Below are 22,051 nucleotides of genomic sequence, written 5' to 3'. Positions count from 1 at the left end.
TCGTGGTGTGATACCACAATATAAGCGGCAGGACGGCAAAGTGTGCGGCTCAGGCCTTGTTCCCGGTCAGGATCGGTGTATCCGGCACCGTTTCCACGACCACCAGCGCCCCCTTGCGGGTGGAGATGGTGATGCAGTCTGAGCCTTCGGCATACTCATTGCTGACCCCCAGCGGATAACCGGCCACCAGCACATCATCGGTGAGCTCATAGTAGGAACCGCGCTCGCACACACCCTCCGCCCTGCCCTCCATGGGGAAAGCGGAGAAGTAGAAGAACTCCTCCTTCGGGTAGGCGCGGGTTTCGCCGGAGCGGACAAAGGTAATGCGGCTGCGCTCATCCTGAAGCGTTGCCCGCACGCCCCGTTCTTCCAGCCCAAGGCCGGTGGCAAGATTCGAGAGGGTATGCTCGATCCGCCTGCCGCCCAGCGCCCCCAGAAGAAGCACCTCAGTAAAGCCCTTCTCACTGGCAAGCTTGGCGGCATATTCGGTGTCGGTGTCGTCCTTGACGTGAGGCAGGACGATGATATCGTCGTTCTGCTGCACCGGACAGGGCGCGGTATCGAAATCCCCCAGGATGATATTGGGCTTGCAGCCCAGCGGCGCGCAGTTGCGATAGCCTGCATCACAGGCGATGATGAAGTCATCGGGGCGGAGCAGACGCTTCAGCTCCGGCGAGACCGGGCAGGCCGAGAGGATCACGCAGCGCATCACATTCCCCTCCTCTGCCAGTCCTTGACATCCTTGACTTCCTCATACATGGCACAGTAGCTGTCGTACCGGGTCTGGGAGAGCTTTCCCTCGGCCAGAGCGGCGCGTATGGCACAGCCCTTTTCCGTGCGGTGGGAGCAGCCCGTGAACTGACACTGCCCAAGGTAGGGCCCGAACTCCGGGAAGGCATGCTCCAGATTCTCCTTGGGGATGAACCCGGCGCGGTTGGCTTCCAGGCTGGCAAAGCCGGGGGTATCCGCAATGCGGCCCCCAAAGGCCTCAAAGATGGTCACCTCGCGGGTGGTATGGCGGCCGCGCCCCAGCTTCTGGCTGATGGCGCTGGTCTCCCGCTCGGCCTGAGGCAGCAGGGTGTTGAGCAGGGTCGATTTGCCTACACCGGAGTTGCCGCAGAAGGCGCAGAGCCGCCCGCTGATCCACTGCCTGACCTCGTCCAGCCCTTCCCCGCTGTCGTAGCGGATGGCAATGAAGGGCAGAGTGGATCTTTCATAGGCGCTGCGCAGGAACTCCACCTCGCCGAGGTCAGCCTTGGTGCAGACGATGACGGGCTGCACGCCCTTGTCCACGGCAATGGCCGAGAGCTTGTCCAGCACCAGTGTGCTGGGGGTGGGCTGGGTGGTGCTGGCCACAAGGAACAGCACATCCAGATTGGCCACAGGCGGCCGGACAAACACGTTTTTGCGGGGTGCGATCTCGGCAATGACTGCCGCGCCGTTCTCGGTCTCCAGCGTCACCTCATCGCCCGCCACGGGGGTGATCTTCTGTTTGCGGAAGATGCCCCGGGGCTTGCACTCGATCACACCCTCTTCGGTCTTGACGTAGTAAAAGCCGCCAATTCCTTTTACGATATATCCCTTCATCCGTTCCTCCCTCAGGACAGCAGCGCGCTCCACCAGTCGCCCAGGCCGGTGCCCTCACTGCTGGAAGAATCGCCGCTGCTGGAAGAGCTGCCCCCGATCAGGCCGCTCCACCAATCGCTGGAGGAGCTGCCCGGCTGTTCATCCGGGGTCTCAGGCACCGGCTCGGGGCCTGCGCTCACGGTAATGCTGACACGGCTGTTCACCTTGACGGTAGATCCTGCCGCCGGGCTCTGGCCGATGATGGTACCGGCGGGCTGGTCGCTGTACTGCTCGGTGGTGCTGCCAAGGCCCAGCTTGTTCTGCACCAGCACGGAGCGGGCATCGTTCACGCTCTTGAGACCGGTCAGGGCAGGCACCTTGGCCGTGGTGTTGACCTGCGGGCGGCTGACATAGACCACCACTGTGGAGCCTGCGGCAACCTGACTGCCCGCAGCAGGTTCGGTGCGGATGATGGAGCCTGCGGCCACGCTGGGTTCCACCGCCTGGGTGATCAAAACAGAGACTCCCAGATCCTTGAGCTGCTGCTCACCATCTGCCTGCACATAGTTGGAGACATCCGGCACGGTGACATACTGGATGCCCAGGCTGACGGTCAGAGTCACGCTCTGGCCCTCACGGACGGTACGGCCCGCCACCGGGGACTGCCGGTAGACGTAACCGGCGGCGTAATCGTTGCTGTAGGCCTGCTCCCAGTTGATGACGATCTGGCCGGATGCCACCTGCTGGGAAGCGTTGACCTCATCCTGGGTCATGCCGCTGTAATCTGCCAGCACCACATCGGCCTTTTCCCCCATCAGGGAGCTGGAATCATTCAGGATCATCCAGCACAGGGCCGCGCAGGCCAGTGCAAAGGCCACAGTGATGCCGAACAGCACCGGCAGGAACACGGTGCGCTTTTTCTTTTTTCTGCCTTTTGCCGGGGCACTGCCGCGCTCCGGACGGGATTCTTTTCTGGGCATAGGGGGTTCCACCACCTTTTCAGGAATTTCATCGGGGAGATAGGTGTAGTTGAACACGATGGCCGGGTTCTCCACATAGGCGTTGAGGGCTTCCAGCATCTCAGCGGCGCTCTTGTAGCGGTTTTCGGGCCGCTTTGCCATGGCCCGCTCGGTGATCTCCACCAGCCCCACCGGCACCCAGGGAGCCAGTTCCCTCAGGCTCCTGGGCTGATCCGAGATCTGCTTGATGGCCACCTCCACCACGTCATCGGCATCGAAGGGCAGATGCCCCGAGAGCATCTCGTACATCATCACGCCCACCGAATAGAGGTCACTGGTGAAGTCGGTCTCATCGCCCTTGGCCTGCTCCGGGCTGATATAGTGGACGCTGCCCATGGCCTTGCCGCCCGAGAGCTGGTTCTCGGCCCGGGAGATGCGGGCAATGCCAAAATCCATCATCCGCAGCTGGCCGTTGTCCAGCAGCATGATGTTCTGGGGCTTGATGTCCCGGTGCACCACGCCGTTGTGGTGGGCATGGTCCAGCGCTTTCAGAATCTGGGAGATAAAATGGACGGTCTCCCGGCTGGTCAGCTTACCGCCCCGCTCGTTCAGATACTCGCGCAGGGTCATGCCGTCCACATATTCCATGACGATATACTGCAGATGGTCGCTCACCGAGACATCATACACCTTGACGATGTTGGGGTGGTTGAGCAGCGAGATGGCCTTGGACTCGTTCTTGAAGCGGCGCACAAGGTCGGGGTCGTGCATAAGCTCCTGCCGCAGCACCTTAACGGCCACGACCGTGCCCTCCGGCACCGGACCGCCCGGCCCCACAACGGCCTTGTAGACATTGGCCATGCCGCCGGTGCCGATGAGCTCCCGCACCGTGTACAGACCATCCAGCGTTTTGCCGATCAGGTTATCCATGGTGCACCTCCGTAGGTTCCACAGCCAGCAGCAGGGCGGTGATGTTGTCGGAGCCGCCGTTCTCGTTGGCGGCATCCACCAGCCGGTCGGGCAGGTCGTAGAACGGGCCCTGCGCCAGCAGCTGCTCCATCTGCTCTACCGGCACCATGTTGGTCAGGCCGTCCGAGCAGAGCAGCAGCAGATCCTTTGCCTGCAGCTGCACCGAAGTGACCTCCGGCTCCAGCCGGTAATCCACGCCCAGCGCCCTGGTGATGATGTTCTTCTGGGGATGATGCTCGGCCTCCTCCTCCGTGATGGTGCCGCAGTCCACCAGCTCCTGCACATAGGAGTGGTCGTGGGTGAGCTGGGTCAGTTTACCACCCCGGCAGAGGTAGGCGCGGGAATCGCCCGCGTGGCAGAGGGTGGCTTCCCCGCCCCGCACCAGTGCGCAGACCGCCGTGGTGCCCATACCGGCCAGCGATTCCTCGTGGGCGGCTTTGTTGAACACATAGCGGTTGGCGCTGATGAGGGCCTTTTTCAAAAAAGCTCCCTCCTGCCCTGCTCCGCACTGGGCGTACTGCTCCTGAAACACCTGCTCGATGACATTGCAGGCCCCCTGTGAGGCCTCGCGGCCGCCTTTGGCACCGCCCATGCCATCACACACCAGTGCCCAGACAGCACCGCCGGGCAGCTCCCCGGCACGGTAATCATCCTGATTTTCCTGCCGGACGCGGCCCACATCCGTTTTTCCTGCTAGTTTCATAGGCTTCTCCTCTTGCGATTTACGCCTTACCATTCATTTCGTCCCGGCGCAGCTGGCCGCAGGCGGCGCTGATCTCGCTGCCAAGACGGCGGCGTACCGTGGCGTTGACCCCCAGGCTCTCCAGCTTTTTCTGGAAGCGCTGGACATTGGCGGCATCGGTAGCCGAGTAGGGGCTTCCGTCCACCGGGTTGATGGGAATGAGGTTCACATGAGCACCCATGCCCCGGATGAGGTCGGCCAGCTGTCTGGCGCAGGCATCGGAATCATTGACACCGCGCACCATCGAATACTCAAAGCTGACCCGGCGGCCCGTGGTCTCCTGATAGCGGCGGACGGCGGGCATCAGCACCTCCACGGGGTAGGCATCATTGACCGGCATCATGCCGCTGCGGATCTCGTTGTTGGGAGCGTGCAGGGAGACCGAAAGGGTCAGCTGCAGCTTTTTCTCGGCCAGCTGGTCGATCTTGGGCACCAGGCCGCAGGTGGAAAGGCTGATGTTGCGCATTCCGATGTTCACCCCCTCCGGGGAGGAGATGTTCTCAAGGAAGCGCATGACCTCGTCAAAATTATCCAGCGGCTCCCCGATGCCCATGAGGACGATGTGGGAGATGCGCTCCCCGATGTCTTTCTGGGCGGTATAGATCTCAGAGCAGATCTCACCGGCTTCCAGGTTACGCACCCGGCCTGCCTGGGTGGAGGCGCAGAAGCGGCAGCCCATCCGGCAGCCCACCTGCGTGGAGACGCAGACCGTGTTGCCGTAGTGGTAGCGCATGACAACGGTCTCGATGCAGTTGCCATCGGCCATCCGCAGCAGATATTTCACGGTGCCGTCCTTGGCTTCCTGCCGGCGCTCGATCTTGGGGGCAGCAATGTAAAACTGCTCTTCCAGCTTTGCCAGCAGGGTCTTGGGCTGGTCGGTCATGGCAGAAAACTCGGTGACCAGCTTCTGGTGCACCCAGTGGAAGATCTGCTTTGCCCGGAAGCCCGGCTGACCCATGGCTTTCAGCGCAGCGGTCAGCTCGGCCAGCGTCAGGGAAGAGATACAGCGTTTTTGTTCCATGGTATTCTCCTATGAATCAATACGAACCGGACGGCGGGTTCATTGCGTTTTCTGCATGGCGCAGAGGAAAAAGCCGTCCATCCCGGTGCGGGTGGGCACCGAGAGCGCCCCGTGCTCCCCCACTGTCATTCCGTCAGGGAACGCCACAGCGGGCCGGACCACCCGGAACTCCGGGTGGCGGGCAAGGAATGCCGCCACCTGCTCCTCGTTCTCGGCGGGGTCGATGGTACAGGTGGAGTAGACCAGCCGCCCGCCCGCTTTCAGCAGAGCGGCTGCTGTGTCCAGAATGGACGACTGGGTGGCCAATAATTCATCGTGGCGTGCTTTTTCCAGCGTCTTATAGCGGATATCCGGCTTTTTTGCCAGAATACCCAGGCCGCTGCAGGGGGCATCCACCAGAATGCGGTCTGCGGCGGGCAGCTTTGGGTTGGGGCGGGTGGCATCATTGCAGAGGGCGGTGACATGGGCAAAGCCCATCCGTTCCACAGCGCTCCGGATGAGCCCGACCCGGTGCTCTGCCACATCGCAGCTGTACAGTGCGCCCTGCCCCTGCATCTCCTCGGCCAGCAGCAGCGTTTTGCCGCCGGGTGCCGCGCAGAGGTCGATCACGGTATCGCCGGGCTTTGCCTCCACACAGAGGGCTGCCAGCTGGCTGGCCTGCCCCTCTACATGGAAACAGCCCTCCTTGAAGAGCGGGTGCTCCGCCGGGCTGCCCTCAAACTTTGCCAGCACACTGCCGGGCACAAGGCCGGGCTGTGCGCTCTTCACGCCGCTTTCCAGCAGTTTTTTACAGAGGGCCGCGGCATCCGTTTTCAGGCAGTTGGCCCGCAGGCTGGTGCAGCCGCCGTCGGCGGTGTGGGTCAGGATGCCCAGCGCTTCCTCGGGGTAATGGGTGCGCAGAAACTCTGCCACATCCTGCCCCGCAGAGCCCAGCACCATGAGGCGCTGGGTCTCGTTCCGGAAACGGGCAGTTTTCAGATCATAATTGCAGGCCTTGCGCAGGACGGCATTGACCAGCCCGGACGCACTCGCCTTTTTGAAGGTACGGGTCAACTTGACGGCCTCGTTCACCGCCGCCGACACCGGCACCTGCATATAGCGGGCCTGTGCCAGCGCGGCCCGCAGGATCTCGCGCACCTGCGGGTCCAGCCTGGCAAGGCCCTTGGGCAGGAACTGCTCCAGAATGAAATCCAGCGTGCCCTGATGTTCCAGCACGGTGTAGAAGATGGCACCGGCAAAGGCCTTATCCCGGCCCTCCAGTTTCTTGCGGCGGAGTTCGGCATCCAGCACAAGGTTTGAGAAGCCGTCCTGCTCCTGCCGGACCAGTGCAGCCACTGCCGCTGCCCGTGGATTGGCCGCCATCAGAGGGTATCCCCCGCTTTGAGGCGCAGACCGGCCGCAAAGGAGGTACCATCCATCGGCTTTTTGCCCTCAGGCACCACATGAAGCAGCTGGACCGCGCCATCGGCACAGGCCACCGTCAGGGGCTTTGTGGAAAGCACCGTGCCGGGAGCCTCACCGTTGGAGGCGGCCACGCGGCACTCGGTCACCTTGACTTTTTTGCCGCCTGCGGTCACGAACCAGGCCATGGGCCAGGGGTTCATGCCGCGCACCCAGTTGTGGATGTGCGCGGCAGTATCGGTCAGCCTGAACTCTGCCAGCTCCTTGTCCAGCATGGGGGCCAGGGTGGCATTCTCATGCTGCTGGGGCTGGGGCCTGAGGGTGCCGGCTTCCAGGGCGGGCACTGCCTCGCAGAGGACACGGGCACCCACGGCGGTGACCCGGTCGAACAGCTCGCCGCTGGTCTCCTCCGGGCCGATGGCGACCTTCTCGCAGACCAGCACATCGCCGGTGTCCAGCCCCTCGTCCATCTGCATGATGGAAACGCCGGTCTCGGTGTCGCCGTTCAGAACAGCCCACTGCACGGGGGCGCTGCCGCGGTACTTGGGCAGCAGGGACACATGCAGGTTGATGCAGCCATACTTCGGGGCTTCCAGCACGGATTTGGGCAGGATGCAGCCGTAGGCCACCACCACGATGAGGTCAGGGGCCAGCGCCCGGATGTTGGCATCCTCGCTGCCGTCCCGCAGGGTGCGGGGCTGGAACACGGGGGTCCCATGCTCCAGAGCAACTTCCTTGACCGGGGGCGCGGTGAGCACCTGCTTGCGGCCCACCGGCTTATCCCGCCGGGTGTACACGCCGCAGATCTCGTGACCGGCAGCATACAGGGCCTTCAGGCACTCCGCGGCGATATCCGGGGTTCCCATGAACAGAATGCGCATCAGTTGTTTCCTTTCGCTTCACGGGCAGCCTTTTTGCCCTCCTCGGTGTCCTCGTAGAAATACTCGCTGGACTCCATGATGGTAATGCCGTCCAGATGATCGTTCTCGTGCTGGATGCAGCGGGCCAGCAGGCCCTCGGCCTCCAGCTCGAACCAGTTGCCGTTGCGGTCCTGTGCACGCACCTTGACGGCAGCGGGACGGGTCACGGCACCGTTGTGGCCGGGGAAGGACAGGCAGCCCTCGTAGGCGGTCTCCTCATCCTCAGAAACAGCCAGGATCTCGGGGTTGACGAAGTCGATGAACTTGTACTCATAATTCTCGGGGATCTCCTCGGGGGCATCGGTGGTGTCCCACACCACGAACAGGCGGCGCAGCATCCCCACCTGAGGGCCTGCCAGACCCACGCCGTCGGCGGCGATCATCGTCTCTCGCATGTCATCCAGCAGGGTGGCAAGGCGGTCGTCAAAGTTGGTCACGGGGCGGCAGACCTTGTTCAGGATGGGGTCGCCCTCTTTTACGATGTTACGGATAGCCATAGTGGTACCTCCAAAATTTGTTGTGTTGTATCAGATATCCCCGTCCGAGTGCAGATCGACCACAACGGTGGCCTTGCCGGGCAGTTTTTCCTGCTCGTAGAGGGTCAGCGTTTCCCGGATGAGGTCCCGGAAACGGCGGTCGTTGCGGCACTTGACGGTGAGTTTATAGCGGTAGGAATCGTTGATCTTTTCAATGCTGCCGGGGGTGGGGCCCAGCACCCGCAGGGGCAGGTCGGGCTGTTTGGCCGCCTGTCGGCCCAGCAGGGCCGCAAAGCGGGCAGAAGCCCGGGCCACCTCGCTCTCCTTTGGCCCGGCAAAGCCCACAACGCAGAGCCCGCAGAAGGGCGGATAAAGCCCCAGCTTCCGGTAGGCGATCTCCTGCTCGAAGAACGCGTCGTAGTCCTGCGCGGCGGCAAGGTTGAGCACCGGGTTGTCCGGGTCGGTGGTCTGGATGATGGCAAAGCCGGGGTCTTTTGCCCGACCGCTCCGGCCCACCACCTGCGTGACGAGGCTGAACACGGTCTCATAAGCCCGGAAGCCCTGGGCGAACAGGAGCGAATCGATGCCCAGCACACCCACCAGCGTCACATCCTCGAAATCCAGCCCCTTGGCCACCATCTGGGTGCCCACCATGATGTCATATTCATGCCGGGCAAACTTTGCCAGCAGCTTTTCATGGGCATCCTTGGCGGCGGTGGTATCCTGATCCATCCGCAGGATGCGGGCCTCCGGAAAGAGCTTTGCCAATTCCTCCTCGGCCTTCTGGGTGCCAAAGCCCCGGTACTGCAGTTTGCCGCCGCAGGCGGGGCATCTGGCAGGGGGCGGGTCCAGCTGGCTGCCGCAGTAATGGCAGAGCAGCTTGTGGGCCGATTTGTGGTAGACCATGGGCACGCTGCACTTGGGGCATTTGAGCACCTCGCGGCAATCCTCGCACTGGGCCACGGTCTGGTAACCCCGGCGGTTGAGCAGCAGGATGGTCTGCTTGCCTGCCTCAAGGTTGTGCCGGATGGCATCCTCCATGGCAAGGCTGATCTCCCGGGGGTTGCCGGAGGCAAGCTCGGCCCGCATATCCACGATCTGGACTTTGGGCAGCGGGTTGCCGCCATAGCGTTTGGTCAGGCGCACCAGCTGGGTGCGGCCATGCTGGGCGGCATAATAGCTCTCGGTGCTGGGGGTGGCGCTGGCCAGCAGGAGCAGGGCCCCGTTCTCCGCCGCGCGCTGCCGGGCCACCTCGTGGGCCGAGTAGCGGGGCGCGGATTCGGAGCGGTAGGTGTGCTCCTGCTCCTCATCAATGATGACAAGGCCGATGTTTTCCAGCGGGGAGAAGATCGCGCTGCGGGTGCCCACCACGATATCCGCGCCGCCATCCTGGATCATCTGCCATTGGAGCAGGCGCTCGGTGTGGTTGAGGGCGGAATGCTGCACGGCCACCCGCTTGCCAAATTGGCTTTTCAGCCGCAGGATCATCTGGGGTGTCAGGCTGATCTCAGGCACCAGCACCAGCGCCCGGCGGCCCATCTGCAGACAGTGCTCGATGAGCTTCAGGAACACCAGCGTTTTTCCGCTGCCGGTCACGCCGTAGAGCAAGGCCGAGTGCGGGGCAGCATCCTCCAGCCCGGGCAGCAGCGCGTCATAGGCGGCCTGCTGCTCCTCCGTGAGAAGGATGGGCTCGTTTTTCAGCGGGATGGAAGAATACAGGTCGATGGATTTGTTCACCTTGCTGCATTCCAGCACGCCCTTGGCGCAGAGGTTGTCCAGCACCGCCCGGCTGATGCTCTTTTCCTCCAATGCAGACAGGGTGCGCTCACCTCCGGCCAGCAGGGCCACTGCGGCCAGCTGCTTGGCGGTCGGCCTGGGCTTTGGGGGCAGCGTGCCCACCAGCTTGTAGGCATTTTCCGTGTGTCGGACGAGCTGCTTTTGAAGCACCGGGGTCACGCCGTCCTCCGCCACGGTGGACTTGTACTGCGCACCGTAGGGGATGACCGCCTTGACGGCCTCGTAATAAGTGCAGAAGGTGCGCTCCTTCAAAAAGTGCACCAGCCGCAGCAGCTCCGGGGTAAGGCAGGCAGAGGCTGGGGCAACATCGAACAGGAACTTGAGCTTTGCGCTCTCCGGTTCGGCATCGCAGGCCAGCACCACGCCCATCCGGGCACGGCTCCCCCGCCCGAAGGGCACCAGCACCATGCTGCCCAGCCGGACGGTATCCTGCTGGTCGGGCATGACGGCATAGGTATAGAGTTTGTCGAAATGAAAGGTCGCGTTGCTCACTGCAACGCCTACCGTTTTTGGCATTCAGGCAGCTCCTTCAAAGCGTTTTAGCGGGTCAGGCCCGCACGCTGGCAGATGACATCATAGAGCCTTGCGGCGCAGGCATCCACCTCGTCGTTGACCAGCTTGAGGGTGAATTTGTCCTGCTGGGCCAGCTCATTGCGGGCGATCTCCAGGCGCTCCCGGATGCTCTCCTCGCTCTCGGTGCCGCGGCCGCGCAGGCGGCGCTCCAGCTCCTGGGTGGAGGGGGGCAGCAGGAAGATGGTGGTGGCACCGGGATACATGCGGCGGATATTGGCCGCGCCATGCACATCGATGACCATGACCACCAGCTTGCCCGCGTTCAGCCGCTTGTTGACCTCTTCCTTCAGGGTGCCGTAGTAGTTGCCGTTGAAAAAATTGTGCTCCACGACCTCATCCTGATTGATGAGCTGCTGGAACTGCTCCTTGGTGCGGTAGTAGTAGTCTACCCCTTCCTGCTCCCCGGGGCGGGGGGAACGGGTGGTGGCAGAAACCGTTTTTTCGATCTCGGGGTGGGCCTTGCGCAAAGCGCTGACCACACTGTCCTTTCCGGTACCGGCGGCACCGGAAACGACAAACAGATATTTTTCATTTTCCATGGTCTTACTGCTCCTCTTCTGTCACTGCTTTGCCCTCGGCCTGACCGGCGGCACGGCTGGCCACCGTTTCGGGCTGAAGGGCTGAAAGGACAACGTGGTCGGAGTCCATGATGAGGACGGCGCGGGTGCTGCGGCCATAGGACGCATCAATGAGCATCCCCCGCTCCCGCGCTTCCTTGACCAGACGCTTGACCGGGGCAGAATCGGGGCTGACCACAGCCACCACCCGGCCCGCGCTGACCAGATTGCCAAAGCCGATGTTGATCAGTTTCATCTTTTCCTCCGAACCATCTGAATCTCAGGGTTTACTCCAGATTCTGGATCTGCTCACGGATCTTCTCGATCTCCGCCTTCATATCCACCACGATGCGGGTGATATCCAGATCCTGACACTTGGAGCCGATGGTGTTGGTTTCACGGTTCAGCTCCTGGGTCAGGAAATCCAGCTTGCGGCCCACGGGCTCGTCCAGCTCCAGAATGGAGCGGTACTGGGCGATGTGGCTGCGCAGGCGGACGGTCTCCTCATCCACGGCGGTCTTGTCGCCAAAGATGGCGGCCTCGGTCAGGACACGGGCATCATCAATGTTCCGGTCCTCCAGAATGACCTTGAGCTTTTCGTACAGGCGGTTGGTGTAGTTCTCCACCCGGCCGGCGCTCAGGGTCTCCACCCGGCCCACGCATTCTTCCAGAAAACGCAGGCGGTTCTCCACGTCAGCCTTCATCTTGGCACCCTCAGCGGCGCGCATCTCCACAAAGCGGTCCAGTGCCTGGGCGGTGACAGCGGAAACATCCTCCCACAGCTGCTCCTCATCCACATCGGCGTGGCGGGTGGTCAGCACATCGGGAAAACGGGCGATCATCCCGGCGGTCACATCGTTCTTGACCTCCAGCGTCTCAGACAGGGCCCGCAGGGCCTGCTGGTAGCTCTTTGCCAGCTCCTGATTCACAGCCACCACAGTATCGGCGGCATCCACGTTCTGCACCGTCAGGCTCAGTTCTACCTTGCCGCGGGTCACCCGCTCGTTCAGCTGCTTTTTCAGGCGGCTGTCCAGATAGCTGCAGGTGCGGGGCATCCGGGAAGAATACTCAAAGTACCGGGAATTGACGCTGCGCAGCTCCACCGTGATCTCACGGCCATTGCGCACAGCAGTTCCCCGGCCAAAACCGGTCATGCTCAAAATCATGCTTTTTTCCTCGTATTCCAAAGGGTTTTCTGCGGACATTCTTCGTATATGTATCCGCTTTGGGGCACACAGACCCATGTTACGATACATATACTATATATTTTACTCTGCCGCCCCTTTTTTTGCAAGCAATGCGGCGAAAAAAATCTATTTTACCCCCCTTGACAAGGGGCAGGAACAGCGCTATACTATGCATCGTGAACAGCGTTCATGTTGAGGAGGTGGTCATACGAATCCGATGGCAACGTCCAAGGAGGAGATCCTGAAAACGAGCCGGGTCCTCATCCAGCAGAATGGATGGGAAGCGGTCAACATCCGTGCCGTGGCAGCAGCCTGCGGGGTATCCGTGGGGTGCATCTACAACTACTTCGGTTCCAAGACCGAACTGGTGAGCGCGGCGGTGGAAAGCATCTGGAGCGATATCTTCCGCCACCCGGACGACCCGGCGGTGTTTGAGGATACCCTGTCCTGCATCCGCTGGATGTACCGGCAGATGGAGTACGGCTCTGAGCAATACCCCGGCTTCTTCACCCACCACGCGCTTGGCTTTGTGCGGCAGGATACCGCCGATGGCAAGCAGCAGATGCGGCAGACCTGGCAGCACATCCTGGATGCGCTGACCATGGTGCTGACCAGGGACAAAAAGATCCGGCCAGACGCATTTACTGAGGAATTCACCCGCCAGAAATTTGCGGGCATCCTGTTCTCCCTCATGCTTTCTGCCGTGGTGCAGCAGGATTTTGACCCCATAACGGTATTGGAGATCATCCGCAGGACCATTTATGAAGTGTAAAAAACATCCCACAGTCTTGTGGGAGTTTTTTACGGCCAAAAGTGAACAGCGTTCATATTGAGTGATGCAGGACATCTTCCCCAGCATTCCACCCACGGCAGTCTGCACATCACAACGATGCAGTCCGGTCGGCAATCGCTGACCGGATCGCGATAGAGCAGCAAACCAACCGTAAAGGAGCAACATTTTTATGAGAGCAATCATTGAGACCGTTTTCGACATCTTCTATCTGGTCACCGTGCTGACCTTGGGCATCCGCATGATCCGCGGCAGCAAGGCTGGCACCCAGTTCCGCCTGTTCGGCCTGATGGCCGTGGTGCTGGGTGCAGGTGACTCCTTCCATCTGGTGCCCCGTGCCCTGGCACTGTGCACCACCGGCCTGGAGAACTACGCTGTGCCTCTGGGCCTGGGCAAGTGGATCACCTCTGTGACCATGACCGTGTTCTATGTACTGCTGTACTACGTCTGGCGCAAGCGCTACCAGATCGAGGGCCAGAAGGATCTGACCATTGCCGTGTACGCCCTTTCTGCCGTGCGCATCGTGCTGTGCATGATGCCGCAGAACCAGTGGCTGACCAACCACACCCCGCTGACCTGGGGCATCTTGCGCAACATTCCCTTTGCACTGCTGGGCCTGCTGATCATCGTGCTGTTCTACCACAGTGCCAAGGAACACAAGGATCAGGCTTTCCGCTGGATGTGGCTGACCATCGTGCTGAGCTTCGGCTTCTATATCCCGGTGGTGCTGTGGGCAGATGTCAACCCCCTGATCGGTATGCTGATGATCCCCAAGACCTGCGCCTATGTCTGGACCGTGCTGATCGGCTACAACGCCATGAAGGCTGAGAATGGCAAGAACAACTGAGACCTGCGGAACACAAAAAACAATAACAAAAAGAAGGGGCTGCTGCATCAAACGGTGCAGCAGCCCCTTCTGGTATTATGATTTAGACAGGGTGAGACTGATTGGTGTAATCAGCGTGGTCAGCGTCCACGCCCTGCTTCTTGGCATTGCGCTTCTCGAAGAACTTGGGTGCGACCTGCGGGAACATTGCGTAGGTCAGAACATCCTCTTCCTGAGTTGCCCACTTGGCGGCCTCAGCCTTCAGCTTGTCCATCTCGGGAGCCAGGGTGTCGGCAAAGCGGCAGGTGATGGGCTGCTCGTCGCCCAGGATCTTCTTGGTGAACTCGGGGCTGATGGGAGCGGGAGTCTTGCCGTAATCGCCGTGGACCAGGCCCTTGAACTCCTTGGTGACCATCTTGTAGCGCTCGCCCAGGATGACGTTGAACACAGCCTGCGTGCCAACAATCTGGCTGGTGGGGGTGACCAGCGGAGGATAGCCTGCGTCCTCACGAACGCGGGGGATCTCGGCCAGCACTTCGTCCAGCTTATCTTCCTTGCCTGCATCCTTCAGCTGCTTGAGCATGTTGGAGAACATGCCGCCGGGCACCTGGTACAGCAGGGTGTTGGCATCCACGCCCAGGCTCTTGGGGCTGATCTGGCCGTTGGCGATGTACTTCTCGCGCAGCTTTGCAAAGTAAGCGCGGACAACGTTCAGCTGCTTCAGATCCAGGCCGGTGTCGTAATCGGTACCCTGCAGGGCAGCGACCAGGCTCTCGGTGGGCATGTGGCTGGTGCCAAGGCTCAGGGGGCTCATGGCAGTATCGATGATATCAGCACCTGCCTCGATGCCCTTGAGGATGGACATGGAAGCCAGACCTGCGGTGTAGTGGCTGTGGATATCCACGGGGATGCTGACGGTCTCCTTCAGCTTCTTGACCAGATCATAGCAGGTATAGGGAGTCAGCAGGCCAGCCATGTCCTTGATGCAGATGGAGTTTGCACCCATCTCCTCCAGGGTCTTGGCGTAGGCTGCAAAGTACTCGTTGTTGTGCACGGGGCTCAGGGTATAGCTGATGCAGCCCTGAACATGTGCGCCTTCCTTGTTGGCAGACTTGATGGCGGTCTGCAGGTTGCGGGGATCGTTCAGTGCGTCGAAGATGCGGATGACATCGATGCCGTTTGCAACGGACTTCTGTACAAAGTACTCAACAGCATCATCGGCGTAGGGGCGGTAGCCCAGCATGTTCTGGCCGCGGAACAGCATCTGCAGCTTCTGGTGGGGCAGCTCCTTGCGCAGGATGCGCAGACGCTCCCAGGGGTCCTCATCGAGGAAGCGGATGCAGCTATCAAAGGTAGCGCCGCCCCAGCACTCGACAGAGAAGTAAGGGATCTTATCCATTTCGGGCAGGATGGGACGCATCTCATCCATCGTCATACGGGTGGCCAGCAGAGACTGGTGAGCATCACGCAGGACGACTTCCGTAATCTTGATCGGCTTTTTGGCCATGGTTGTCACCTCTTCCTCAGTTCTCAGTTCATGGAAACCAGAACGTCACCGGAGTTGACGGTGTCGCCCTTGTTGACGTTGACGGAGGCCACAGTGCCATCCTGAGGAGCAACGATCTCGTTCTCCATCTTCATGGCCTCGAGGATGACCAGCACGTCACCGGCCTTGACGGAAGCACCGGCTGCGACCTTGACATCCAGGATGTTGCCGGGCATGGGAGCCTTGACGGCGACAGCACCGGCAGCACCGGCGGGAGCAGCAGCCTTGGGAGCGGCAGCGGGAGCAGCCGGAGCCTTGGGTGCGGCGGGAGCAGCGGGAGCTGCAACGGGAGCAGCGCCTGCGGCGGTCTCCTCAACGGAAACGCTGTAAGCAACGCCATTGACGGTAATATTGTAGTACTTCATGGAAGGATCCTCCTGAACAAAATCAATGTATGGATTCGATGTACGGTTTACGTTCCGGAACCGCTTACAGAGCCATGTTGCCGTGCTTCTTGGGCAGGCGGGCGGCACGCTTGGTGCTCAGCAGCTCAAAGGCGGCAACCACGCTTGCACGGGCGTTGGCAGCGTCGCAGGTCATATCAGCGGCACCGGCGGCAACGGCGTTGGCAGCGCTGCACACCTCAGCGGTGTACTGGGCAGCCTTGGCGTTGGTGGCGGCAATGATGTTGTCGGAAGCGTCGATCTCGGCCTTGTACAGGACAGAGACGGCAGCGTTGGGCTCCAGAGCGCTGACGGTGCAGCCGTTGACGGCGATCTTCAGGTCAGCGTTGGCCAGAGCGGTGTAGACAGGGCCCACAGCCTTGCCGGACAGCAGAGCCACCTTGGCGGTGGTAGCATCAGCATAGGTAGCAGCCAGACGGGCAGCCTCACGGATGCCGCCTGCGATGTCATCGGTGGCGCTGGGTACAAAGCCGTTGGTGTTGACGATGGTCAGCACGGGCACGCTGAAAGCATCGCACAGGCGGACAAAGCGGGAAGCCTTGGCCACGCAGTTGTGGCACAGGGTCTCGCCGGTGGCCACAATACCCACAGCGTTGCCGCCGATGGTTGCGAATGCGGTGTAGACGTGCTTGCCGAAGCCTGCATACAGCTCCACAGCGCTGTCCTTGTCGATCAGGGCAGCGGCAGCCTTCTCGGGGGCAGCACCGGCGCTCAGAACGCTGGTGGGCTGCTCGAACTCGAAGATGGCGGGGCCGGTCAGGTTGTTGGCAGGCAGCAGACCCACGATGTGGGCAGCCTTCTCGGCAGCTTCCTCAGCGTTGGCAGCCACGATGGCAGCCACACCAGCCTTGGCAGCAGCCTCGGCAGTGCCTGCGCCGGGGACCTTGTCGCCCTTAGCGGCGGAGGTGAACGGAGCGGTGAAGAACAGCTCTGCATCCTCAGCCATGACGCACACGTCCGCATTGGCAGCGCTCAGTGCGCTGGTGCCGCCGCACACGCCGGTGACGACTGCGATCTGGGGAATGACACCGGAAACCTTGGCGATGGTGGCGTTCAGCTTGGCGCTGGCGGTCAGAACGTCCAGACCCTCAGCCAGCTTAGCGCCGACAGAGTTGTAGAACGTGACCACCGGGCAGCCGGTCTGAGCAGCCATCTCCAGGACCTTGATGTTCTTCTCAACGTCCTTGACAGAGACAGCCTCGCCGTTCTGGTAAACAGCATAAGCCTGCTGACCAGCCGCATAGCCGCAGGCAGCACTCACTGCGCCGTCCGCAAACAGTGCGGTATACTCCCCGTCATCGAAAAACTTGGCGAGGATTTCTCCTTTGTTACTCTTTGAAGCCATGGTAAGACCTCCTGCTTTTCTATTTTGAGCTTTTTATTTTGAGCTTTCAAAATTAGTATCATTATACCTTATTTTGAGAGCGTTCACAAGGGCTGAAAGGCCCATTTTGCGGAAAAATTTCACAATCTTTTCCAGGATCAGACGGTTTTTGCGCCGTGAAAGCTGAAAAAACGATCACTTTCTCCGTTTTGCGGGGGCATTGCCGCTGCCCACAGGGCCCTTGGGACGGCGGGCGGCAGCCTTGGACTGCAGCGATGCGCTGCGGGTCTGGGCACGGCCCTTGGCGGCGGCGGCACGCAGACCGTTGACCTCTGCCTTGGTCAGTTCACGATAGGTGCCGGGCTTGAGCATTCCCAGCTTGACCACGCCCTCGGCGTTGCGCTTCAGGCGGACAACCTCCAGACCAACGGCCTCGCACATGCGGCGGATCTCGCGGTTCTTGCCCTCTTTCAGGGTCATCTCCATCACGGTGCGACCGGGCTCGTCGGTGACGACGTTGATGGCGCAGGGCATGGTCTTGGTGCCATCATCCAGCACAACGCCGGAGCTCATCTTCAGGATCTGGCTCTCATCGGCCCGGGGCTGCACGGTGACGCGGTACAGCTTGGAGATGCCGCCCGACGGATGGGTGACAGCCTGCGCAAAGGCACCGTCGTTGGTCATCAGCAGCAGGCCCTCGCTGTCCTTGTCCAGGCGGCCCACCGGGTACAGGCGGGCGGGGATATCGCTGACCAGCTCCATAACGGTCTTGCGGCCCAGCTCATCGCTGGCGGTGGTCACATAGCCGCGGGGCTTGTACAGGGCCAGATAGTAGAGCTGCTGGTTCTTCTGGATGTAGATGCGCTCGTCATCCACATGCAGCACATCCCGGTTGGGGTCCATCTTGTCGCCCACTTTGACGGGGTGGCCGTTAACCTTGACACGGCCCTCGGCAATGATCTGCTCGGCCGCGCGGCGGGAGCACAGGCCCTGCTCGGCCATGATCTTCTGAATACGTTCTTCTGCCATAATAAAACTCCTTGTGCGCCTCCCGGCGCTCAAAAGCGCACGCCGGAGCATGCGCTGAAAAAACTGCAAGTTGGAAGCTTGCAGTTACGGCGGTGTTCGGAGGACGGCGGGCAGTTTCCTGAGCAAGTGTCCGCTGGGGTGGGACCCTGCTGCCGCAGGCAGTAGGGCGGGCGATGGAATGGCCCGTTTCACTTGCGAGGGAAAGCTGCCCGCTGGCCGTCACTGCTCACTTTTAGGCGCAGCAGGCTCGTCCTTTTTAATGAGTGCGCTGACTTTTTCCACCAGCTCGGGGATCATGGTCAGGGCGCGGTCCACGGTGTTGCTGCCGTCAGAGAGCTGGATGGTGCGGACGCAGCCATCCTTGACCACCAGGAATGCCACGGGCTGGATGTTGACACCCGCGCCGGAGCCGCCGCCGAACAGATCCTTGTTGGCGGCGTTCTTGCCGTCGAAATCGGTGCCGGCAGAGGCAAAGCCGAAGCTCACCTTGGACACCGGCAGGATGGTGGTGCCGTCATCGGTGGTGATGGGCTTGCCGACGATGGTGTTGGAATCCACCATCTGACGGATCTTGTCCATTGTAACGTTCATCAGGTTCTGAATGGGATGCTCAGCCATAAATTCGGCCTCCTTACTTCTATATCAGGGAGCGGAACGCCGCTCCCACGGAACCACTTCCCTGCCCTGTACGGGCCGGGACGCGGACGCACCATACAAAAATATTATACCCGAGCTAGATAAAAACGTCCAGTACCTTTTCGCGCCAGAACGCATACAGAACGCGCAGAAGCGTGAAAACGATGGCATAGGCCCGGGCCGTGACCCGGAAGGAGACGTGATCCTTTACGGTGGGCTCGGCGCTGCCGAAATCCGGCAGGAGCCGGAGCTGCTCAAAGTCCAGATAGAGGAACCGGTCCAGGAAACCCAGCGTCGGGTAGAGCCAGGCGTTCAACCTGCCATAGCTGCGGGCAGCCTCGGCAGGGTCTTCGCCCCGGACACCGAGGACAACATCGATCCGGGTAAAGCGCAGGGAGCCGATGATGGCCCGGGTAAGCTTTCCCGCCCCTTTTAAGATGGTGCAGACGGTCTGCAGGGTCAGCTTCGCCTTCTGGCGGGGCGGGGCTTCCTTTTTGGGCTTCTGTGCACTGGACGCTTTCTTCTTTTTTTCTTTTTTCTTTTTCTCCGGTTTTTCCGGCGCGGGATACCGGAACACCGGGAAGGTGATGCCCAGTGCACCGGCCTTTACCTGAAAGATGCCCTCCGCCCACTGCACATCGGCGCAGAAGGGGCAGAACATGAGCAGCAGACCCAATACCAGCACCACCAGCAGCAGGATACCCACTCCTTTTAAGAGGAACAGCAGCACCGTGCCGATACCAGCGAGAACACTCCACAGGACGCTCATTGGGCCGCCTCACTTTCCGTGCCCCGCACCGGGGGCAGATCTTCCAGACTGGACAGGCCGAAGCACCGCAGGAACACATCCGTGGTGCGGAAGGCCACCGGCCTGCCGGGCAGATCAAGACGGCCCGCCTCTTCAATGAGTCCCTTTTCCAGCAGGCCCGACACACTGGAAGAGGAATCCACGCCGCGCACCTGTTCAATAAAGGCGCGGGAGACCGGCTGGTTGTAGGCGATGACGGTCAGGGTCTCCATGGCCGCCGGGCCCAGCGGGATGGAGCGGCGGGTGTCCAGCACACGGCGGACGCACTCCGCAAATTCCGTTTTGGTGGCCAGCTGCCAGTGGGTGTTCAGGTGGAGCAGGCACAGGCCGCTGTCCTCTCTCTGGCAGCGCTCGTGCAGCGCTGCCAGCGCAGATTCCACGCTGGCGGCAGGCAGCTGCAGCGCCTGGGCCAGCTTGTCGGCCCCGATGGGCTCCGCGTAGGCAAAGAGCATTGCTTCCACTGCGGCACGAATTTGTTTCTGATTCATTGCTCCTCCTTTGTGCGGTCAATGCGGCCCCGGCGCATCTTCAGCTCGCCCTCCGGGCCAAGCGTCACACGGCCGCCGCGCACCAGCTCCAGCAGTGCCAGAAAGGTGGCCACGTTGGCCCCCCGGGTCTGGCGGCGGGAAAACAGCTGGTCCATCTTTTTTGCACCGCCTGCAATGAGCTGGCGCAGGATGTAGACCACCCGGCTGCTCACCGAGACCTGCGGGGCCGACACCAGCGGCTCGAACTGCTGCTGGGTGGGCACTTTGCGGACGGTGGTGCGCCCCATCAGGGCCTGCCAGCAGTCTGCCAGCACCTGCGGCGAATGGAAGAGATCATAGGTGTTGTCCCATTCCAGCCGGGCCGGGGTGCGCACGAACACGGTATATTCCTCTCCCCGCTCCCGCAGACGGGCGGCCATCCGGCGGCACTGGTCATATTCAATGAGCTGGCCGGTGAGCTCCTGCTTCATCCGCTCGCCCTCTTCACTGCGGGGCAGCAGCAAATAGCTCTTCATCTCCACCAGGTGGGCGGCCATCTCGATAAAGGCGCTGGAAATTTCAGGGTCGGTGCTCTCGGCCGATTCCACCGCGCGGGTGTACTGGTCGATGAGCTCCAGAATGGGGATGTTGTGCAGGTCCATCTTGTGCTTCTGCACCAGCGTGAGCAGCAGCTCCAGCGGGCCCTCAAAATCCTCCAGACGGAAGGTCAGTTCTTCTGCCACTCAGATCACCGTCCCGATGGCTGCATAGTACGCAGAATAGGCGATCTGGTCGATGTAGCCGGTGCCGAGATCCAGCAGATCCCAGACCACATCATTGAAGGTGCCCAGCACGCCATCCAGCACACCGGCCCAGACAGCTGCCAGCAGGATGACGAAGATGACGCGCTCGTACCGCATGATCTGGAAGTAGATGCGCTGGGGCAGCACCACCAGCAGGATGCGGCTGCCGTCCAGCGGCGGGATGGGAATGAGGTTGAACACCGCAAGGCCCACATCCATCATCACTAAGTATTGGAGGAAGCGGGCTGCGAAAATCGTAATCATGGTGGTGGGGGCCCAATAATACAGGATCTTCCACGCCACCATGCCGAGGTAGGCCAGCAGCAGATTGGCCGCCGGGCCTGCCAGCGCGGTGAGGGCCATGCCCCACTTGGGGTTTTTGAAATTGCGGGGGTCGGTGGAAACAGGCTTTGCCCAGCCCACCCCGGCAAAGATCATGCAGAGGGTGCCCACGAGGTCAAAGTGGCGGAACGGGTTCAGGCTGATGCGGCCCTCCCGCTTTGCGGTGGGGTCGCCCAGCAGCCAGGCGGCCAGCGCGTGGCCCGCCTCATGGAACGGGATGGCGATCAGGGTCACCAGTGCCCGGATGAGATAATACATTCCTTGTGCGGTCATTCGTTTCTCCCTCGGTTGGATTTTATCCTATTGTACTATTTTTTCGCTTTTGGGGCAAGGGTTTGGCCCTGCAAGAAAAAAGTTGCGGAAAAATCAAATTTGCTCTTGCTTTTTCTCCGCATCTCTGGTAAAATAGTCAAGCTGATTATTTTGAATTCCATACTTCACTGTAGGAGGTGCAAGTACCATGGCTAAGTGTGAATGCTGCGGCAAGGGTGTTACCTTTGGTATCAAGGTTTCCCACTCTCATCGCCGTTCCAACCGTACCTGGAAGCCGAATGTCCGTCGTGTCAAGGCGGTCGTGGAAGGCTCTCCCAAGTATATCTACGCATGCTCTCGCTGCCTGCGCGCTGGCAAGGTTACCCGCGCTGTCTAAGTAGCTGCATCTGCCGGTCACTTTGTCGAGTGGCCGGCTTTTTTGTTATCTTCTGGAGGGATCGACGATGGCTCTGCCAAATGACCCGATCATGCTGCTGAGCATGATCAACCTGAAGCTGCGGGACTTCTACCCCACTCTGGACGCGCTGTGCGAGGATCTGGATGAGGACAAGGCCGCGCTGTGTGCCAGGCTTTCCGCTGTGGGGTACGCCTATGACCCCCAGCGCAATCAATTTGTGTGACAACAGGAGGATGCT

The 22,051-nt window shown here is 61.1% G+C and carries 25 protein-coding genes; 4 read left to right on the top strand and 21 right to left on the bottom strand.

The features are described 5' to 3' along the window. Positions 1-49: 49 nt before the first annotated feature. The 12 genes from J3353_RS09035 to J3353_RS08980 are packed head-to-tail and all read right to left on the bottom strand — an operon-like array spanning position 50 to position 12,147. Positions 50-709, bottom strand: a complete 660-nt coding sequence (locus J3353_RS09035; protein WP_005932705.1) for a thiamine diphosphokinase — start codon at positions 707-709, stop codon at positions 50-52. Continuing rightward, positions 709-1,587 (bottom strand): ribosome small subunit-dependent GTPase A, encoded by an 879-nt coding sequence (gene rsgA, locus J3353_RS09030; protein WP_035394041.1) that lies wholly within the window; start codon positions 1,585-1,587, stop codon positions 709-711. Before rsgA ends, J3353_RS09035 begins: the two co-directional genes overlap by 1 nt. 11 nt (positions 1,588-1,598) lie before the next feature. Further along, positions 1,599-3,455 carry a Stk1 family PASTA domain-containing Ser/Thr kinase gene (pknB, locus tag J3353_RS09025; RefSeq protein WP_207684695.1) on the bottom strand — a complete coding sequence of 619 codons (1,857 nt, stop codon included), beginning with the start codon at positions 3,453-3,455 and terminating at the stop codon, positions 1,599-1,601. Further along, a complete protein-coding gene (locus J3353_RS09020; RefSeq protein ID WP_097770787.1) occupies positions 3,448-4,197 on the bottom strand; it encodes a Stp1/IreP family PP2C-type Ser/Thr phosphatase in 750 nt (249 codons plus the stop codon). Before J3353_RS09020 ends, pknB begins: the two co-directional genes overlap by 8 nt. Positions 4,198-4,216: 19 nt before the next feature. Next, complete coding sequence (rlmN, locus tag J3353_RS09015) at positions 4,217-5,257, bottom strand: 23S rRNA (adenine(2503)-C(2))-methyltransferase RlmN (protein WP_005932700.1); 1,041 nt, start codon at positions 5,255-5,257, stop codon at positions 4,217-4,219. Between the two features lie 39 nt (positions 5,258-5,296). Beyond that, positions 5,297-6,619 carry a 16S rRNA (cytosine(967)-C(5))-methyltransferase RsmB gene (rsmB, locus tag J3353_RS09010; protein ID WP_154276285.1) on the bottom strand — a complete coding sequence of 441 codons (1,323 nt, stop codon included), beginning with the start codon at positions 6,617-6,619 and terminating at the stop codon, positions 5,297-5,299. Beyond that, a complete protein-coding gene (gene fmt, locus J3353_RS09005; RefSeq protein WP_154276286.1) occupies positions 6,619-7,539 on the bottom strand; it encodes a methionyl-tRNA formyltransferase in 921 nt (306 codons plus the stop codon). The genes rsmB and fmt overlap by 1 nt, the downstream gene beginning before the upstream one ends. Further along, on the bottom strand, positions 7,539-8,075 hold the full coding sequence (gene def, locus J3353_RS09000) for a peptide deformylase (protein ID WP_154276287.1): 537 nt from the start codon (positions 8,073-8,075) through the stop codon (positions 7,539-7,541). The genes fmt and def overlap by 1 nt, the downstream gene beginning before the upstream one ends. A 30-nt stretch (positions 8,076-8,105) precedes the next feature. Then, positions 8,106-10,367, bottom strand: coding sequence for a primosomal protein N' (priA, locus tag J3353_RS08995; protein ID WP_207684694.1), 2,262 nt, complete (start codon positions 10,365-10,367; stop codon positions 8,106-8,108). A gap of 23 nt (positions 10,368-10,390) precedes the next feature. After that, complete coding sequence (gene gmk, locus J3353_RS08990) at positions 10,391-10,963, bottom strand: guanylate kinase (protein WP_207684693.1); 573 nt, start codon at positions 10,961-10,963, stop codon at positions 10,391-10,393. A 4-nt stretch (positions 10,964-10,967) separates the two neighbouring features. Continuing rightward, a complete protein-coding gene (locus tag J3353_RS08985; protein WP_097770781.1) occupies positions 10,968-11,237 on the bottom strand; it encodes a DUF370 domain-containing protein in 270 nt (89 codons plus the stop codon). 31 nt (positions 11,238-11,268) lie between these two features. Beyond that, positions 11,269-12,147: a YicC/YloC family endoribonuclease gene (locus J3353_RS08980; RefSeq protein WP_207684692.1), complete on the bottom strand. Its 879-nt coding sequence runs from the start codon at positions 12,145-12,147 to the stop codon at positions 11,269-11,271. Between the two features lie 238 nt (positions 12,148-12,385). Here J3353_RS08980 and J3353_RS08975 point away from each other — a divergent pair, with 238 nt between their 5' ends. Beyond that, complete coding sequence (locus J3353_RS08975; protein ID WP_207684691.1) at positions 12,386-12,940, top strand: TetR/AcrR family transcriptional regulator; 555 nt, start codon at positions 12,386-12,388, stop codon at positions 12,938-12,940. Between the two features lie 190 nt (positions 12,941-13,130). Then, positions 13,131-13,805 (top strand): hypothetical protein, encoded by a 675-nt coding sequence (locus J3353_RS08970; protein WP_207684690.1) that lies wholly within the window; start codon positions 13,131-13,133, stop codon positions 13,803-13,805. 82 nt (positions 13,806-13,887) lie between these two features. Here J3353_RS08970 and J3353_RS08965 read toward each other — a convergent pair whose 3' ends face one another. The 9 genes from J3353_RS08965 to J3353_RS08925 all read right to left on the bottom strand — a co-directional run bounded on the left by J3353_RS08965 (position 13,888) and on the right by J3353_RS08925 (position 21,416). After that, positions 13,888-15,291 (bottom strand): oxaloacetate decarboxylase subunit alpha, encoded by a 1,404-nt coding sequence (locus J3353_RS08965; RefSeq protein ID WP_097770778.1) that lies wholly within the window; start codon positions 15,289-15,291, stop codon positions 13,888-13,890. A 23-nt stretch (positions 15,292-15,314) separates the two neighbouring features. Beyond that, on the bottom strand, positions 15,315-15,695 hold the full coding sequence (locus J3353_RS08960) for a biotin/lipoyl-containing protein (RefSeq protein ID WP_117476824.1): 381 nt from the start codon (positions 15,693-15,695) through the stop codon (positions 15,315-15,317). A gap of 64 nt (positions 15,696-15,759) precedes the next feature. Beyond that, on the bottom strand, positions 15,760-17,079 hold the full coding sequence (locus tag J3353_RS08955; protein ID WP_097770776.1) for a carboxyl transferase domain-containing protein: 1,320 nt from the start codon (positions 17,077-17,079) through the stop codon (positions 15,760-15,762). 174 nt (positions 17,080-17,253) lie between these two features. Next, positions 17,254-18,087, bottom strand: coding sequence for a pseudouridine synthase (locus tag J3353_RS08950; protein ID WP_097770775.1), 834 nt, complete (start codon positions 18,085-18,087; stop codon positions 17,254-17,256). A 219-nt stretch (positions 18,088-18,306) separates the two neighbouring features. Continuing rightward, positions 18,307-18,705 (bottom strand): GerW family sporulation protein, encoded by a 399-nt coding sequence (gene ytfJ, locus J3353_RS08945; RefSeq protein ID WP_117476826.1) that lies wholly within the window; start codon positions 18,703-18,705, stop codon positions 18,307-18,309. A 115-nt stretch (positions 18,706-18,820) separates the two neighbouring features. Next, entirely contained in the window at positions 18,821-19,492 is a 672-nt protein-coding gene (locus J3353_RS08940) for a DUF2953 domain-containing protein (protein WP_207684689.1), read from the bottom strand. Then, positions 19,489-20,019 carry an SMC-Scp complex subunit ScpB gene (scpB, locus tag J3353_RS08935; RefSeq protein ID WP_207684688.1) on the bottom strand — a complete coding sequence of 177 codons (531 nt, stop codon included), beginning with the start codon at positions 20,017-20,019 and terminating at the stop codon, positions 19,489-19,491. Before scpB ends, J3353_RS08940 begins: the two co-directional genes overlap by 4 nt. Beyond that, the gene (locus J3353_RS08930; protein WP_207684687.1) at positions 20,016-20,741 is read right to left on the bottom strand and encodes a ScpA family protein; all 726 of its coding nucleotides are present in this window, start codon (positions 20,739-20,741) and stop codon (positions 20,016-20,018) included. The genes scpB and J3353_RS08930 overlap by 4 nt, the downstream gene beginning before the upstream one ends. Continuing rightward, positions 20,742-21,416 carry a site-2 protease family protein gene (locus tag J3353_RS08925; RefSeq protein ID WP_097770771.1) on the bottom strand — a complete coding sequence of 225 codons (675 nt, stop codon included), beginning with the start codon at positions 21,414-21,416 and terminating at the stop codon, positions 20,742-20,744. Between the two features lie 187 nt (positions 21,417-21,603). On the opposite strand from J3353_RS08925, the gene rpmB reads away from it, so the two are divergent. Together rpmB and J3353_RS08915 are read left to right on the top strand one after the other, a co-directional pair. Then, complete coding sequence (gene rpmB, locus J3353_RS08920; protein ID WP_005932647.1) at positions 21,604-21,792, top strand: 50S ribosomal protein L28; 189 nt, start codon at positions 21,604-21,606, stop codon at positions 21,790-21,792. Between the two features lie 67 nt (positions 21,793-21,859). Continuing rightward, positions 21,860-22,036, top strand: a complete 177-nt coding sequence (locus J3353_RS08915; RefSeq protein ID WP_005932644.1) for a DUF4250 domain-containing protein — start codon at positions 21,860-21,862, stop codon at positions 22,034-22,036. The last annotated feature ends 15 nt before the right edge of the window (positions 22,037-22,051 follow it).

The sequence above is a fragment of the Faecalibacterium sp. Marseille-Q4137 genome, from assembly GCF_017377535.1.
GTDB classification, from domain to species: domain Bacteria; phylum Bacillota; class Clostridia; order Oscillospirales; family Ruminococcaceae; genus Faecalibacterium; species Faecalibacterium duncaniae.
The sequence above is the reverse complement of the archived record's forward strand: the minus strand, read 5'-3'. Positions and strand labels throughout refer to the sequence as shown.